Origin of the sequence: Sphingopyxis sp. OPL5 (assembly GCF_003797775.2) — a bacterium.
In the GTDB taxonomy this organism is placed as follows: domain Bacteria; phylum Pseudomonadota; class Alphaproteobacteria; order Sphingomonadales; family Sphingomonadaceae; genus Sphingopyxis.
Window position 1 is genome coordinate 3,481,223 of the sequence record NZ_CP060725.1, and the last position, 16,423, is coordinate 3,497,645.

At 66.7% G+C, this 16,423-nt stretch carries 15 protein-coding genes; 11 read left to right on the forward strand and 4 right to left on the reverse strand.

The window, feature by feature from the left end; genetic code table 11:
* Positions 1-89: 89 nt before the first annotated feature.
* Positions 90-947: a carbon-nitrogen hydrolase family protein gene (locus EEB18_RS16795; RefSeq protein WP_262407971.1), complete on the reverse strand. Its 858-nt coding sequence runs from the start codon at positions 945-947 to the stop codon at positions 90-92.
* 87 nt (positions 948-1,034) lie between these two features.
* On the opposite strand from EEB18_RS16795, the gene EEB18_RS16800 reads away from it, so the two are divergent.
* Positions 1,035-3,962, forward strand: coding sequence for a M16 family metallopeptidase (locus EEB18_RS16800; RefSeq protein WP_187140275.1), 2,928 nt, complete (start codon positions 1,035-1,037; stop codon positions 3,960-3,962).
* 6 nt (positions 3,963-3,968) lie between these two features.
* On the opposite strand, the gene EEB18_RS16805 is transcribed toward EEB18_RS16800, so the two are convergent.
* Complete coding sequence (locus EEB18_RS16805) at positions 3,969-5,759, reverse strand: cation:proton antiporter (RefSeq protein WP_187140276.1); 1,791 nt, start codon at positions 5,757-5,759, stop codon at positions 3,969-3,971.
* A 64-nt stretch (positions 5,760-5,823) separates the two neighbouring features.
* Complete coding sequence (locus EEB18_RS16810) at positions 5,824-7,038, reverse strand: NADP-dependent isocitrate dehydrogenase (protein ID WP_187140277.1); 1,215 nt, start codon at positions 7,036-7,038, stop codon at positions 5,824-5,826.
* 158 nt (positions 7,039-7,196) lie between these two features.
* On the opposite strand from EEB18_RS16810, the gene EEB18_RS16815 reads away from it, so the two are divergent.
* On the forward strand, positions 7,197-7,931 hold the full coding sequence (locus EEB18_RS16815) for a phosphatidylserine decarboxylase (RefSeq protein WP_056346739.1): 735 nt from the start codon (positions 7,197-7,199) through the stop codon (positions 7,929-7,931).
* A 1-nt stretch (position 7,932) separates the two neighbouring features.
* Complete coding sequence (locus tag EEB18_RS16820; protein WP_187140278.1) at positions 7,933-8,706, forward strand: CDP-alcohol phosphatidyltransferase family protein; 774 nt, start codon at positions 7,933-7,935, stop codon at positions 8,704-8,706.
* On the opposite strand, the gene EEB18_RS16825 is transcribed toward EEB18_RS16820, so the two are convergent.
* A complete protein-coding gene (locus EEB18_RS16825; RefSeq protein ID WP_262407972.1) occupies positions 8,690-9,022 on the reverse strand; it encodes a hypothetical protein in 333 nt (110 codons plus the stop codon). The genes EEB18_RS16820 and EEB18_RS16825 overlap by 17 nt on opposite strands.
* Positions 9,023-9,270: 248 nt before the next feature.
* On the opposite strand from EEB18_RS16825, the gene rpsB reads away from it, so the two are divergent.
* From rpsB to rseP, 8 genes are all read left to right on the forward strand, one after another.
* A complete protein-coding gene (rpsB, locus tag EEB18_RS16830; protein ID WP_056346744.1) occupies positions 9,271-10,140 on the forward strand; it encodes a 30S ribosomal protein S2 in 870 nt (289 codons plus the stop codon).
* Between the two features lie 142 nt (positions 10,141-10,282).
* Positions 10,283-11,209 (forward strand): translation elongation factor Ts, encoded by a 927-nt coding sequence (gene tsf / locus EEB18_RS16835; RefSeq protein WP_056346745.1) that lies wholly within the window; start codon positions 10,283-10,285, stop codon positions 11,207-11,209.
* Between the two features lie 114 nt (positions 11,210-11,323).
* On the forward strand, positions 11,324-12,055 hold the full coding sequence (pyrH, locus tag EEB18_RS16840; protein ID WP_056346747.1) for a UMP kinase: 732 nt from the start codon (positions 11,324-11,326) through the stop codon (positions 12,053-12,055).
* A gap of 14 nt (positions 12,056-12,069) precedes the next feature.
* Positions 12,070-12,624: a ribosome recycling factor gene (gene frr / locus EEB18_RS16845; protein WP_187140280.1), complete on the forward strand. Its 555-nt coding sequence runs from the start codon at positions 12,070-12,072 to the stop codon at positions 12,622-12,624.
* A gap of 117 nt (positions 12,625-12,741) precedes the next feature.
* On the forward strand, positions 12,742-13,428 hold the full coding sequence (gene uppS / locus EEB18_RS16850; RefSeq protein ID WP_187140281.1) for a polyprenyl diphosphate synthase: 687 nt from the start codon (positions 12,742-12,744) through the stop codon (positions 13,426-13,428).
* A gap of 3 nt (positions 13,429-13,431) precedes the next feature.
* Positions 13,432-14,106, forward strand: a complete 675-nt coding sequence (locus EEB18_RS16855; RefSeq protein ID WP_056346752.1) for a phosphatidate cytidylyltransferase — start codon at positions 13,432-13,434, stop codon at positions 14,104-14,106.
* Position 14,107: 1 nt separating this feature from the next.
* Positions 14,108-15,271: a 1-deoxy-D-xylulose-5-phosphate reductoisomerase gene (locus tag EEB18_RS16860; protein WP_187140282.1), complete on the forward strand. Its 1,164-nt coding sequence runs from the start codon at positions 14,108-14,110 to the stop codon at positions 15,269-15,271.
* The gene (gene rseP, locus EEB18_RS16865) at positions 15,264-16,397 is read left to right on the forward strand and encodes an RIP metalloprotease RseP (RefSeq protein ID WP_187140283.1); all 1,134 of its coding nucleotides are present in this window, start codon (positions 15,264-15,266) and stop codon (positions 16,395-16,397) included. The genes EEB18_RS16860 and rseP overlap by 8 nt, the downstream gene beginning before the upstream one ends.
* The last annotated feature ends 26 nt before the right edge of the window (positions 16,398-16,423 follow it).

Here is a 16,423-nt window from a genome sequence, read left to right on the forward strand (position 1 = left end):
CGTCTAAGCTTCAAGGGGCTCCGAGTTTCACTCGGGGCCTTTTGTGCGTCTGAAGAACCGGCAAGCGAAACGCGCCGGATTGGGTGGGGTTAGAGCGCGGGGCGGCGATTGGCACGCGAACGCGCGAGCGGGATCGACTGGCGGGCGCTGTCAGTCGTCGCGGGATCGATCGGCACCACGACGATCTGGAAGTCTGCGGCGGGCCGCCCGGTCGCCACGCTTTCGCCGAGCAATTCGCCCCACGGCCCGACCGCCAGGCTATGGCCATAGGTCGATCGCCCGTCCGCATGCGTGCCGGCCTGCGCCGCCGCGACGACATGGCACCCGGTCTCGATCGCGCGCGCGCGGAGCAGGACGTGCCAATGTGCCGCGCCGGTCGAGACGGTAAAGGCGGCGGGGATCGCGATCAGGCTCGCGCCGCGCTCGACCAGCGCGCGATACAGTTCGGGGAAGCGCAGGTCGTAGCAGATGCTCAGGCCCAGCATGCCCACCGGAGTCTCGACGACGACCACCGACTCGCCGCCGGCATAGCTCGACGATTCGCTCCAGCTTTCGCCCGAGGGCAGCGCGACGTCGAACATGTGGATCTTGTCATAGGCGGCGGCGATCGTGCCGTCGGCGGCGATGACATGGCTGCGATTGACGCGGCGACCGCCGTCGTCGCTCAGGAACGGCATCGATCCGGTATGAACCCACAGCCCGTGGCGGCGCGCCATCGCCTGGAGCGCGGGCAGCCAGGGACTGTCGGCCTCGCGCGCCACATGTCCCGCCGACCGGGCGCGGTCGCGGTCGAGCAGCACCGACATTTCGGGGAAAAAGGCCATGACCGCGCCCGCCGTGGCGGCGGCCGCCAGCGCGCGGTCCATCGTCCCCAGATTGGCGTCGGGATCGATGCTGCTCGTCATTTCGACGAGCGCGATCAGCGGCGAGGCGGCCTCCATGGTCATCGCTATGGGCTAAGCCGATGCGACGAAGAGGGCAAGCATCGCGACAGTTCAGTGGCGAGCAAGGTTCGGACGCGATAAGGTGGGGCAATGTCCGATCTTTCAGCGCTGGCCCCCGCCCGCTTCGCCCGTTCCCTGATGTCCGCCTGCGCCGCGCTGGCATTGCTTGGCGCGCCGCCCGTCGCTTTGGCCCAAGGCAGCGCGCCGACCGCGCAGGTTCAGCCCGACAGCTGGCTGTACGAAGGCAGCGACATCCCGCGCGACACCGCGTGGCAGTTCGGCACGCTGCCCAACGGCGTGCGCTATGCGGTGCGCAACAATGGCGTGCCCCCGGGGCAGGTGTCGATCCGCGTCCGCATGGACGTCGGCTCGATGTTCGAAACCGAGCAGGAGCGCGGGTTTGCGCATCTTCTCGAACATCTGACCTTCCGCGGTTCCGAACATATTCCCGACGGCGAGGCCAAGCGCATTTGGCAGCGCTTCGGGGTGAGCTTCGGCAGCGATTCCAATGCCCAGACGACGCCGACGCAGACCGCCTATCAACTCGACCTGCCCAGCGCGACCCCGGCGACGCTCGACGAAAGCATGAAACTGCTCGCCGGCATGGTCCGCGAACCGCTGATTTCCGACACTGCGGTCGCCGCCGAGCGCGGTGTCGTGCAGTCCGAACTGCGCGAATCGGACGGGCCGCAAAAGCGGATCGCCGATGCGACCAACGCGCATCTGTTCGCCGGCCAACTGCTCGGCGACCGCTCGCCGATCGGCACCTATGACTCGCTTGCTGCGGCACGCGCGAGCACCGTCAAGGCCTTCCACGATCGCTGGTACCGCCCCGACCGCGCGGTGGTGGTGATGGTCGGTGACGGCGACCCCGCCGAATTCGCACGGCTGATCGCCAAATATTATGGCGACTGGAAAGCCGGCGGGCCGATGCCGAAACAGCCCGATTTCGGCAAACCCGACCCCAAAGCGCCCGCGGCACTGCAGATCGTCGAGGCGAACCAGCCCCCGGCGCTGACCCTCGCGATGGTCCGGCCATGGATCAAGCGGATCGACACGGTCGAGAACACCCGGCGGCTGTACCTCGAGTTCCTCGCCATCGCGCTGGTCAACCGGCGGCTCGAAAACCGCGCGCGCGCGGGCGGCAGCTACCTGGTCGCGACCGCCGAACAACAATATGTCAGCCGCAGCGCCGATGTGACGCTGGCGCAGATCGTGCCGCTCGGCGACTGGAAGGCGGCGCTCGCCGATGTCCGCGGCGTCATCGCCGATGCGACCCAGAACCCGCCGTCGCAGGCCGACATCGACCGCGAAGCGAACGAGATTCAGGCGTTCCTCGTCAAGGAATTGCAGAACGCGCGCAACGAACCCGGCGCTCGGCTCGCCGACGACATGGTGCGTGCCGTCGACATCGGCGAGACGGTGACCAGCCCGCAGGGACAGGTCGACATGTTCGCCGCGATCCGCGCCTCGGCAACTCCGAAGGTGATGCTCGACATCAGCAAGGCGATCTTCTCGGGTCCCGCGACGCGTGTCGTCCTGACCACCCCGACCGCCATCCCCGGCGGCCAGCCCGCGCTGCTCGCCGCATTGAAGGCGCCCGCGGCGATCCGCGACGACCGGCTGACCGCCGCCGACGTCAATTTCAAGCAATTGCCTCCGCTCGGTACGCCGACTCCGATCGTCAAGACCGAGCGGCTGCTCGGGCTGCGCGCCGAACGGATCGAACTCGGCAATGGCGTCACGGCGCTGATCTCGGACAACAAGGTCGAACCCGGCAAGGTGCGCGTCAACGTCCGGTTCGGCACCGGCAACCGCAGCGTCGCGGCGAACGAGCCGAACCTGCTGTGGACCGGCGACTATGCGCTGATCGCCAGCGGTATCGGTCCGTGGGGACAGAATGAGATCGACGCGCTGACCAACGGCCGCCAGATCCAGCTCAATTTCGCGATCGACGACGATGCGTTCGAACTGTCGGCGGAAACCAAGCCAGACGACCTCGACGACCAACTGCGGCTGATCGCCGGTAAGCTCGCGACTCCGCGCTGGGACGCGGCGCCGGTCGAACGGCTGCGCATCGGTTTCCTGACCGGATACGACCTTAACGACGCGACGCCCAACGCGGTGCTCGACCGCAATCTGCGTGGCTGGCTCGCCGCCGACGACAAGCGCTGGTCGCCGCCCGACAAGGCGGCGATCGAGGCGCTGACGCCCGCCGCTTTCCGCGCCTTCTGGGAACCGCGGCTCGCGAGCGGGCCGATCGAGGTCCAGATTTTCGGCGACCTGTCGGCGATCGACTATCGCAAGATCCTGTCCGAAACGCTCGGCGCGCTCGCACCGCGCCCGCCGATCCTGCCCGCCGGCGGCCAGCAGGTCGCCTTTGCCAAGCATCTTGCGGCGCCCGCGCTCGCCTATCATCGCGGCGACAAGGGGCAGGCGGCGGCGATGACCGCCTGGCCGACAAGCGGCGGCTTGGCCGCGCCGCGCGATACGCGCACGCTCGAGGTGCTCGCGGCGATCTTCAACGACCGGCTGTTCGACCGGCTGCGCGCCGAACAGGGGGCAAGCTATGGTCCCGTCGTCGACAGCCACTGGCCGACCGGTTTCGACAGCGGCGGTTATCTGCTCGTCGGCAGTCTGCTGGCGCCCAAGGATATCGACCGTTTCTATACGATCGCCGGGGATATCGCCGCCGACCTCGCCGCCAATCCGGTGACCGCCGACGAACTGGCGCGCAACGCCGGCCCGATCCGCGAGCAGGTGGCACGTGCGTCGACCGGCAACGTCTTCTGGATGTACCTGCTGGAGGGCGCGACAACCGACCCGCGCGTCGCCGCGGCGGCGCTGTCGATGGAACAGGATATCGGCGCGGTCACCGCCGCCGATGTCCAGCGGCTCGCACGGCTCTATCTGGCACCCGACAAGCAATGGTCGCTGGCGATCCTGCCAACGGGCATGACGCTGGCCGAGGCGTCGGCGCTCGATGCCCCGGCTGCCGCGGCCGCGGGCGGGCGCTAAACCGGCCTAGGCGGTGTCGTCGGCGCGGGCGGCGGGGCGCGGGCGCAGCTTGCGGATTCGCGGTTCCTGGTCGAGGTCGCCCTTGGTCATGATGTCGCGCCGCATCTTGGCGCGCACGTCGTGGATCGAGGCGATCACCGGCCCCATCGCGACGCCGAGGTCGATCAGCACCGCTTCGGCGAGTTGCAGCGAGCTTTCGAGCGTTTCGGGGACCGCATCGGTCGCGCCAGCGCGATAGAGCGCGGCGGCATGATCGGCGTCGCGGGCGCGCGATATGATCGGCAGCCTGGGATATTTCTGGCGCATCTGCTTCGTCATGCGCAGCTGCTGGACGGGATCGTCCATCGTCAGCACGACCGCGTCGGCGCTTTCGATCCCCAGCTTGTCGAGGCTGCCCGGACGCGCGACGTCGGCGAAGCGGACCAGGAAGCCGTCGCGCCGCGCCGCCGCGACGGTGTCGATATCGGCATCGACCGCGATATAGGGGCGCTGATGTTCGCGCAGCAGTTCGGCGACGGTACGCCCGACGCGGCCGAAGCCGACGACGACGGTGCGTCCCGTCGGCGTGTCGTCGGTCTGGGCATCGCCGGTTCGCATCTCGATCCGCCGCGAAATATCGTGGCCGACGCGGGCGAGTAGGGGGGTGATCGTCAGGCCGATCGCGGTGACGAGCTGCCAGAATTCGGCGGTGTCGCGGCTGATGATCTGCGCCTGCAGCGCGGTGGCGAGCACGATCAGCGTCGTTTCGGACGGGCTGGCCATCAGCAGGCCGACCTCGGTCGCGGTGCCGCGCCGCGCGACGCCCGAAAAGCGGAGCAGCGCGGCGGTGACGGTCGCCTTGATCGCGACGACGCCAACGACCGCGGCGATCAGCGCCGGCCATTGGTCGGCGATCGTCATCAGGTTGAGCCCCATGCCGACGCTGATCAGGAAGACCCCGAGCGCGAGGCCCTTGAACGGCGCGGTGATCGCCTCGACCTCGCCATGATATTCGGTCTCGGCGATCATCAGGCCGGCGAGCAGCGCGCCGACGATCGGCGACAGCCCGACCGTCGCGGTCGCGAGCGCGGCGACGATGACGACCAGCAGGCTGGCGGCGAGGAAGAGTTCGGGGTCCTTGGCGCGCGCCGCCTGCGCGAAGATGCGCGGCAACAGGAACCAGCCGCCGATCGCCAGCGCCGCGACGACCACCGCGCCTTGCCACAGGGTGGTCAGCAGCACTTCGGTGTTGTCGGCGGCGGCATTGGGCGCCAGCGCGCCGAGGATGAAGATGATCGGGACGATCGCCAGATCCTCGAACAACAGCATCGAGAAGGACGCGCGCCCGACCGCCGACTTTGTACCCGCGATCGGCAGCACGAGCGCGGTCGACGAGAGCGCGAGCGCGATGCCGAGCCCGAAGGCGGCGGGGGTCGAATAGCCGCCGATCAGCCACAGCGCGCCGCCGAGGATCACTCCGCCGAGCAGCAGTTCGGCGGCGCCGATCCCGAACACCAGCTTGCGGAGTTGCCATAAACGGCGGAACGACAGCTCGAGCCCGATCGAGAACAGCAGCAGGATGATGCCGAACTCGGCGAAGAGCGCAATGTCCTCGGTCGATCCGATCGTGATGTGTTTCAGCCACGGATAGTCGCCGGCCAGCGCCCCCAGCCCCGACGGCCCGACGAGCAGGCCGACGAGGATGAAACCGATCACCGGGGGTAGGCGAAAGCGCGCGAACGCGGGGATGACGATGCCCGCGGCACCGAGGACCACCAGCGCATTGCCGATGGCGGAGGTTTCTGTTTCCGATACCATAAGGGCCGACCTTATGCAGGCCGGCCCCGATTGGCTAGACGTCTATCTCAAGTAATTCGCTTGTTTAGGCGCTCATCTTCTTTTCGAGATTCTCGACGACGGCTTCGAAGAAGCCTTCGGTGGTCAGCCAGTTCTGGTCGGGACCGATCAGCAGCGCCAGATCCTTGGTCATCTTGCCGCTCTCGACGGTGTCGACGCAGACGCGTTCCAGCGTCTCGGCGAACTGGACCACTTCGGGGGTGTTGTCGAGCTTGCCGCGATGCTTGAGCCCGCCGGTCCAGGCGAAGATCGACGCGATCGGGTTGGTCGAGGTCGCCTTGCCCTGCTGGTGCATGCGGTAATGGCGGGTGACGGTGCCGTGCGCCGCTTCGGATTCGACGGTCTGGCCGTCGGGGGTCATCAGCACGCTGGTCATCAGCCCGAGCGAGCCAAAGCCTTGCGCGACGGTGTCCGACTGGACGTCGCCGTCGTAATTCTTGCACGCCCACACGAACTTGCCCGACCATTTGAGTGCCGAGGCGACCATGTCGTCGATCAAGCGATGTTCGTAGACGATGCCGGCGGCGTCGAACTGGGTCTTGAACTCGGCGTTGAACACCTCTTCGAACAGGTCCTTGAAACGGCCGTCATAGGCTTTGAGGATCGTGTTCTTGGTCGAGAGGTACACCGGCCAGCCGCGCGCGAGGCCATAGTTGAGGCTGGCGCGTGCAAAGTCGCGGATCGAATCGTCGAGGTTGTACATTCCCATCGCGACGCCCGCCGACGGGAACTGGAACACTTCCTCGTCGATCAGCGTGCCATCCTCGCCTTCGAACACCAGGCGCAGCTTGCCGGGGCCGGGGACGCGGAAGTCGGTTGCCTTATACTGGTCGCCAAACGCATGGCGGCCGACGACGATCGGGTCGGTCCAGCCGGGAACCAGACGCGGGACATTCTTCATCACGATCGGTTCGCGGAAGACGACGCCGCCGAGGATGTTGCGGATCGTGCCGTTCGGCGACTTCCACATCTTCTTCAGCTTGAATTCCTCGACGCGCGCTTCGTCGGGGGTGATCGTCGCGCATTTGATGCCGACGCCATATTTGGCGATCGCATTGGCAGCATCGACGGTGATCTTGTCGTTGGTCTCGTCGCGCATTTCGACGCTGAGGTCGTAATAATGCAGGTCGATGTCGAGATAGGGAAGGATCAGGCGCTCACGGATCCATTGCCAGATGATCCGGGTCATTTCGTCGCCGTCGAGTTCGACGACCGGGTTCACTACCTTGATCTTGCCCATATGCGTGCCTTTTCCTGCGGGGAGTCGAGTTGCAGGGGCCTTAAGCAAAGCCGCGCGATTGTTCAACTGCCCCGTGGTCCGTGAATTGGCGCCCCGACGACACCATCAGCGGACCTTATGCATTGTCTATGCGAGACCTGCCCCCTAGAAAGACCGCCATGTCCTCATCCATATCCTCCAACCGCCCCGGTGGCGGTATCAAATGGCATTGGCCGTCGATCCATCCCGAGGGACGGAAATTCGTCCTGATCGCCGCCATCGTCACCCTGTGTTTCTGGTTGCTCGGCTGGGAAATCGCCGGCTGGCTGATGCTCGGCATCACCGCCTGGGTCGCGGCTTTCTTTCGCGACCCGGTGCGCGTCACCCCGACCGGCAGCGATGTGGTGATCGCGCCCGCCGACGGGTTGGTCACCCAGATCGCCGAAGTCGCGCCGCCGCCCGAGATCGCGGGCGCCGACGGCATCGGCGACGCGCCGATGCTGCGCGTCTCGATCTTCATGAGTGTCTTCGACGTCCATATCAATCGCACCCCGATCGCGGGGACGCTGCGCAAGATCGTCTATATCCCTGGAAAGTTCCTCAACGCCGACCTCGACAAGGCGAGCGAGGAGAATGAACGCCAGCATTTCGTCGTCGAGCGCGGCGACGGGGTACGCATCGGCTTTACCCAGATCGCCGGGCTGGTGGCGCGGCGCATCCTGCCGTTCGTCAGCATGGGGCAGGATGTCTCGACCGGCCAGCGGATCGGGCTGATCCGGTTCGGCAGCCGCGTCGACGTCTATCTGCCCGCGGGCACGACGCCGCAGGTCCTGCTCGGCCAGCGCACGCTGGCGGGCGAAACCGTCGTCGCGCGGATCGGCACCGCGGACCTCCTCGACGGCATCGGCCAATAATATGGCGGCGGGCGAGGAGATTCCCGCGGACGCTGCCGGCCGTCGCATCGGCGGCATCAGCCTGCGCGCCTTTCCGCCCAACGCGATCACCGTGCTGGCGCTCTGTTTCGGGCTGACCGGGGTGCGGTTCGCGATCGGCGGGCAATTCGAATATGCGATCGGCGCGGTGATCTTTGCCGGGGTGCTCGACGGCATGGACGGCCGTATCGCCCGGTTGCTCCGCGCGCAGAGCAAGTTCGGGGCCGAGCTCGATTCGCTGTCCGACGTGATCGCCTTCGGCGTCGCGCCGGCGATGATCCTCTTCCTGTGGTCGCTCACCGATGCGCCGAAATTCGGCTGGACCGCGGCGCTCGCGCTCGCGGTGTGCTGTGCACTGCGCCTCGCACGTTTCAACTCGCGCATGGATGCCGATTTCCAGCCGCACAAATCGGCGGGTTTCATGACCGGTATCCCGGCGCCGGCCGGGGCCGGGCTGTCCTTTGTGCCGGTCTATCTGTGGCTGGTGACGGGTAACGAGCTGTTCCGCCAATGGTATCTGGTCATGCCCTGGGCGCTCGGGGTTGCGATGCTGATGATCTCGGCAATCCCGACCTACGGCTGGTCGTCCTTTCGCCTGCGCCGCTCGTGGCGGCTGTTCGCGCTGGCGGGCGTGGGCCTGTTCGGCGCGGCGCTGGTCACTGCACCCTGGCTGACATTGCTCGGGGTGTGCGCGGTCTATCTGGCGCTGCTGCCGTTCGGTATCGCCAGCTACGCCCGCGTCAGGCGGCGCGGCTGAGAACCGGGTAGGCCGTCAGCACGGCACGAACCGGTCGCGGCGCGTCGCGGCGTTCGGCGCGGCGGCGCAGCAGCACCGCATCATTTGTAGGACCGGTGACCGGACCCGTCGCGATCGGAAAGGCGCCTTCGCCGAGCAGCGCGGAGAGAATGGCCGATTCGTTGTTCTTCAGCATCGCGAGGATCACAGTGATGCCGAGCCCGGCGGCAATGGCGAAGAGGAGAGCTGCTGCGACCTGAACCATCATCTTGTCCTTCCGGTTTCTTTGTGCGAAACCATGATCGGAACGACGGCCTCGCTGCACATTTCGTTCCATGTTCTCGTTTTGTTCTCAAGGCATTTGCGACGAATGGAGTCATTTTGTCGCCGGGACGAGTCCGTCCGCGGGGCGGGCGCGATGGCTCGATGCGACGAAAAGCGTGCGCCGACCCTTGCTTTCGGCGCGCAAGCCCGCTAACGGGCCGCCCATTCCACATGGAAAGCGCACATAAACCGGTGCCGGGATCCGTCGCTTGCGACACCCGGTTCTTGCTTTCCAGAGGACCAACCGGAAGGAGAAAGACCATGGCGGCCCCTGTCGTCACGATGCAGAATCTTATCGAAGCTGGCGCCCACTTCGGCCACCAGACCCACCGTTGGAACCCGCGCATGAAGCCGTATATCTTCGGCGCGCGCAACGGCATCCACATTCTCGACCTGTCGCAGACCGTGCCGCTCTTTGCGCGCGCTCTCGAATTCGTCGCCTCGTCGGCGGCTTCGGGTGGCAAGGTGTTGTTCGTCGGTACCAAGCGCCAGGCGCAGGGCCCGATCGCCGATGCGGCCCGCGCCTCGGGTCAGCATTTCGTCAACCACCGCTGGCTGGGCGGCATGCTCACCAACTGGAAGACGATCTCGAACTCGATCAAGCGCCTCAAGACGCTCGAAGAGCAGCTCTCGGGCGACACCTCGGGCCTGACCAAGAAGGAAGTGCTCAACCGCACCCGCGAACGCGACAAGCTGGAAATGTCGCTCGGCGGCATCCGCGACATGGGCGGCATTCCCGACGTGATGTTCGTGATCGACGCGAACAAGGAAGAGCTGGCGATCAAGGAAGCCAATGTCCTTGGCATCCCCGTCGTCGCGATCCTCGATTCGAACGTCTCGCCCGACGGCATCGCTTTCCCGGTTCCGGCGAACGATGACGCCGCGCGCGCCATCCGCCTGTACTGCGATGCGATCGCCCAGGCTGCGACCCGTGGCGGGCAGCAGGCCCGCGCCGATCGCGGCGAAGACCTTGGCGCCGCAGTGAACCCCGTCGCCGAACCCGTGCTCGTCGAAGAAACGGCTCCGGTCGCTGACGAAGCCCCGGCCGCCGATGCTGCCGCTCCGGTGACCGAAGACGAACAGGTCTCGCCCGAAGCAGCGGCCGAAACCGAACGCCAGAGCGACGCCTAAGCGCTTGCTCGGATGACGGGACGGCGCGCGAACTCTCGGGTTCGCACGCCGTCCCGGTCATCGTTTTGACTTATCGCCCCGCCATGCGCGCGGGCGTCATGCAGGCCGGATCGACGGCTTGCCCCACAGGAAAGGATCACCCATGGCTGAGATCACGGCCTCCCTCGTCAAGGAACTGCGCGACCGTACCGGCGCCGGCATGATGGATTGCAAGAAAGCGCTGGCCGAAAATGGCGGCGACATCGAAGCATCGATCGACTGGCTGCGCACCAAGGGCCTTGCCGCCGCCGCCAAGAAGGCCGGCCGCGTGGCCGCCGAAGGCCTGGTCGGCGTTGCCACCGATGGCACCCGCGGCGCGATGGTCGAAGTCAACAGCGAGACCGACTTCGTCGCCAAGAACGAGCAGTTCCAGGGCTTCGTCCGCGACGTGACCCAGGTCGCGCTTGCCGGTAACCTGACCGACGTCGATGCGCTCGGTGCCGCGGCCTATCCGGCCGGCGGCACCGTCACCGAGGCGCTGACCCAGAATATCGCGACGATCGGTGAAAACCAGTCGCTGCGCCGTTCGGCGATCATGTCGGTGAACTCGGGCGTCGTCACCGCCTATGTCCACAACGCCGCCGCGCCCGGCATGGGCAAGATCGGCGTGCTGGTCGCGCTCGAATCGACCGCCGGTGCCGACGTTCTCGAACCGCTCGGCAAGCAGCTGGCGATGCACGTCGCCGCCGCCAATCCGCTGGCGCTGAACGGCGACGATCTCGACGCCGAACTCGTCGCCCGCGAACGCGCGATCGCCGAGGAAAAGGCTGCCCAGTCGGGCAAGCCCGCTGACATCGTCGCCAAGATGGTCGACGGCGGCATCGCCAAGTTCCGCAAGGAAAATGCGCTGCTGTCGCAGCTGTTCGTGATGGACGGCAAGACCCCGGTCGCCGAAGTTGTCGCCGCCGCCGGCAAGGACGTCGGCGCGACGATCACGCTCAAGGGCTTCACGCGCTTCCAGCTCGGCGAAGGCATCGAGAAGGAAGAAAGCGATTTCGCGGCGGAAGTCGCGGCGGTCGCCGGCGTCTAAAAGAAACGTGGGGTTGCTGCGCCGCGGCGCGGCAGTCCGCTTGGCAATGGCGCGCACTCTGACTAGGGTGCGCGCCATTCGCATATTGATAACTGACAAGAGGTTCACCCAGACATGGCATTGCCCGGCCTGAAACGCATTTTGCTCAAACTGTCGGGCGAGGCGCTGATGGGACCGACCCCCTTCGGCATCGACCCCGAAACGGTCGCGGGCATGGCCGCCGAGGTCAAGGCGGCGAAGGAGCGCGGGCTCGAAATCTGCCTCGTCATCGGCGGCGGCAACATTTTTCGCGGCATGGCGGGCGCCGCCAAGGGCATGGACCGTGCGCAGGCCGACTATATGGGCATGCTCGCCACCGTGATGAATGCGCTCGCGATGCAGAATGCGCTCGAGCAACTCGGCGTCGAAACGCGGGTCCAGTCGGCGATCGAGATGGACAAGGTTTGCGAGCCGGTGATCCGCCGCCGCGCCGAACGCCATATGGAAAAAGGCCGCGTCGTGATCTTCGCCGCCGGCGTCGGCGCCCCTTATTTCACCACCGACAGCGGCGCCGCGCTGCGCGCCGCCGAGATGAAGTGCGACGCGCTGCTCAAGGGCACCAGCGTCGACGGCGTCTATAACGCCGATCCCAAGAAGGATCCGAACGCGGTGCGGTACGACACGCTCGGTTACGACCGGGTGCTCGCCGACAATCTGAAGGTGATGGATGCCAGCGCGGTGGCGCTGTGCCGTGACAATCATATCCCGATCGTGGTGTTCAACATCCGCGAGCCGGGCAATCTGGCGCGGGTGCTGGCGGGCGAGGGTGTCTCGACCGTCGTCAGCGACGCGGCCGGCCACGCATAAGAGAGGAAATTACGATGGCGAAATATGACAAGGCCGATCTCGAGCGCCGCATGCACGGCGCGGTCGAATCGCTGAAGAGCGACCTTGCGGGCCTGCGCACCGGCCGTGCGCACACCGCGCTGCTCGATCCGGTGACGGTCGAGGTCTATGGCAGCCACATGCCGCTCAACCAGGTCGCCTCGGTCAGCGCGCCCGAAGCCCGCATGCTGTCGGTACAGGTGTGGGACAAGTCGAACGTCGGCCCGGTCGACAAGGCGATCCGTTCGGCGGGTCTCGGCCTCAATCCGATCGTCGACGGCCAGACGCTGCGGCTGCCGATCCCCGAGATGACGCAGGAACGCCGCAAGGAATTGTCGAAACTCGCCGGCCAATATGCCGAAAAGGCCCGCGTCGCGGTGCGCAACGTCCGCCGCGACGGCATGGACAATCTGAAGGCCGACGAGAATAAGAAGGAAATCAGCGAGGACGAGCGCAAGCGCCACGAAGCCGAGGTGCAGAAGCTGACCGACGCGACGATCGCCGAACTCGACGCCGCCGCGAGTGCCAAGGAAAAGGAAATCCTGGGCTAGTGCTTTCGAGGCTGCGCCCCTCCGCCGTTTGTGTCGAGCGAAGTCGAGACACGCTGCGCTTGCGCCAGACTTCACGTGTCTCGACTTCGCTCGACACAAACGGGTTCTGAGGTTTTTGTGACGATTCAGAACCACGGCGCGCGCCATGTCGCCATCATCATGGACGGCAATGGTCGCTGGGCGAAGAAGCGGCTGCTGCCGCGCGTCGCGGGACACCGTGCGGGAGTCGAGGCGGTGCGCACGATCGTGCGCGCGGCGGGCGACATGGGGCTGGAGGCGCTGACCCTCTACGCCTTCTCGTCGGAAAACTGGAAGCGCCCCGAGGACGAGGTTTCCGACCTGATGGGGCTGATGAAGCGCTTCATCATCAGCGACCTCGACGAATTCGCCGCCAACGATGTGAAGCTCAAGGTCATCGGCGACTGGCGGGCGCTCGCACCCGACGTCGTCACGCTGATCGAAAATGCGCTCGACCGCACCGCGGGCAACAAGCGCACGACGCTTGCGGTCGCGCTCAACTATGGCGCGCAGGACGAACTGGTGCGGGCCGCGACCGCCGCGGCCGCCGAGGGTGCGATCACCGCGGAAGCGATCGAGGCGCATCTCGACACCGCCGACATGCCGCCGCTCGACCTGCTCATCCGCACCTCGGGCGAGGTACGGCTGTCGAACTTCCTGCTCTGGCAGGCGGCCTATGCCGAACTCTATTTCACCGATCGGCTGTGGCCGGACTTCAAGCCCGCCGACCTTCAGGCGGCGCTCGACCATTTTGCGCGGCGCGAACGCCGTTACGGGGGACTATAGGGCATGGCGGCAGGGAAATCGGACCTGATGGTACGCGCGGGATCGGCGGTCATCCTGGTCGCCATCGCGGGCGCGGCGCTGTGGTTCGGCGGGATCGCCTTTGCGCTGCTGCTGCTCGTCGGGGCGGCGCTGCTGCTGGTCGAATGGTTCGCACTGGTGCGCGCGATGACGCTGGGCACTGGTGCCAAGACCGGCTTGATGGTCCTCGGCCCCGTGCTGACGATCGGGGCGGTCGGCGGGCTATGGTTTATCCGCGACACGCTCGGCATGACCGCCGCGCTGTGGGTTTTCGCGATGGTCTGGGCGACCGACATCGGCGCCTATTTCGCCGGGCGCGCCTTTGGCGGCGCGCGGCTCGCGCCCAAAATCAGCCCGTCGAAGACCTGGTCCGGCCTGTTCGGCGGCATGATCGCGGCGCTCGTCGCGGGTGCGACTCTCGGCGACCGGGCGGGCATCATCGGGGTGCCGCTGTGGATCGGCCTCGTCATGGGCCTGATCGCGCAACTCGGCGACCTCGGCCAGAGCTGGATGAAGCGCCGCGCCGGGGTCAAGGATTCGGGTAAGCTGATTCCCGGCCATGGCGGCGTCTTCGACCGTGTCGACGGGCTGTTGCCGGTCGCGCTGATCCTCGGCGCGCTGGCCTTTGCCGGCGATATTATCGTGCGAACGGCGCACTGATATGACACGTCGCCTCTCGCTGTTCGGCGCGACGGGATCGGTCGGGCAATCGACCCTCGATCTGGTGCGCCGCGACGGCGAGGCGTGGACCGTCGGCGTGCTGACCGCGAACAGCGACGTTGCTGAGTTGGCGAAGCTCGCCAGGGAGTTTAGCCCCGAAATCGCGGTGATCGCCGACGAGGCGCGCTACGCCGATCTGCGCGATGCGCTCGCCGGAACCGGAATCGACGTCGCCGCCGGAGCCGACGCCTTGGTCGCGGCGGCAAAGCAATCTACCGATCTCGTGATGGCGGCGATCGTCGGCTGCGCGGGGCTTGCCCCGACGATGGCGGCGCTCGAGGCCGGCACCCCGGTCGCTCTCGCCAACAAGGAAGCGCTTGTATCGGCGGGCGAGTTGATGACCGCCGCCGCGCGCGCGTCGGGGGCGCCGATCCTGCCGGTCGACAGCGAGCATAATGCGATCTTCCAGTGCCTTGCCGGCGGCCGCATCGACCAGGTGCGCCGCATCATCCTGACCGCCAGCGGCGGGCCGTTCCGCACGATGAGCGCCGCCGACATGGCGCGTGTCACCCCGGCGCAGGCGGTCGCGCATCCCAATTGGTCGATGGGCGCCAAGATCAGCGTCGATTCGGCGACGATGATGAACAAGGGCCTCGAACTGATCGAGGCCCATCACCTGTTCCCGGTCGGGCTCGACCGCATCGAAATCCTCGTTCATCCGCAGTCGGTGATCCACAGCCTCGTCGAATATATCGACTGCTCGACGCTGGCGCAGCTCGGCTCGCCCGACATGCGGATCCCGATCAGCAGCGCGCTCGCCTGGCCCGACCGCATGGCGACGCCCTGCGCGCCGCTCGACCTCGCGACCATTGCGCGGCTTGATTTCGAGGCGCCCGACGAGGCGCGTTTCCCCGCGACTGCGCTGTGCCGCGCCGCGATCGCCGAGGGCGGCGCGCGCCCGGCGCAGCTCAACGCCGCGAACGAGGTGGCGGTCGCTGCTTTCCTCGCCGGTCGGATCTCCTTCCCCGCGATCGTCGACACGGTGCGGCGCGTGCTCGATGCCTCCGCGCCCGCCGCTCCGACGTCGCTTCAGGACATATTCAGCGTCGACGCCGCATCCCGCGCCGCCGCGCAGCATTTTGTGGATCAGTTCGAACATGTCTAACGTGCCATATTGGCTTTATATCGTTGCATTTCTCGCGGTGCTCGGCCCGCTCGTCTTCGTCCACGAATATGGCCATTATATCGTCGGTCGCTGGTGCGGGGTGAAGTCCGATACCTTCTCGATCGGGTTCGGGCGCAAAATCCTCGGCTGGACCGACAAGCGTGGGACCGAATGGAAGATCGGCTGGCTGCCGCTCGGCGGCTATGTCCAGTTCGCGGGCGACCGCGATGCGGTCAGCCAGCCCGACGCCGACTGGCAGAGGCTGTCCGACGCCGAACGCGCGCATACCTTTCCCGCCCAGCCGGTGTGGAAACGCGCATTGATCGTCCTCGCCGGGCCGGTCACCAACTTCCTGTTCGCGATCCTGATCCTCGCCGGCTTCGCGGCGTTCGTCGGCACGCCCACGACGCCGCCGATCGCCGGCGGCATCGTCGCGGGGTCGCCCGCCGAAGCCGCGGGTATGCGTACGGGCGACCGCATCCTGTCGATCGACGGGCGCCCGATCGAGGTTTTCATGGATATCACGATGGCGGTCGCGCACCGGCCGGGCGAGGCGATGGATGTCCGGCTCGACCGCGCGGGGACCGAACGCACGCTGCGTCTGACGCCGCGGCTGTACAAGGCGAAGGACTCGTTCGGCAACGATGTGAAGATGGCGATCATTGGCATCGAGCAGCGGGGCGAGCGCGTTTTTCAGACCGTCCCGCTGAGCGAAGCGCCGATCGTCGCGGTGCGGCAGACCGGCCAGATCATCAGCCAGACGGGCGACGTCCTCATCCAGTTTCTTACCGGCAACCGCTCGATCAAGGATATGAGCGGTCCGCTCGGCATCGCGAAGGTGTCGGGCGAGGCGGCGACGCTCGGTCCGGACTCGTTCATCTTCCTGATCGCGCTGGTGTCCATCAATCTGGGGTTCATCAACCTGTTGCCATTGCCCATGCTCGATGGCGGACATCTGCTTTTCTATGCGTATGAAGCGATCCGGCGGCGCCCGGCACCGGCGGCGGCACAGGAATGGGCGTTCCGATTCGGCTTCGCGGCCATCGTCACGCTCATGCTGGTCGTGACTTTCAATGATTTGGCCTCATTCGGCCTGTGGGACGGGATCGCGCGCTTGATTGGATAGGCGGACTGGTGCAGGAGTGCGCGCCG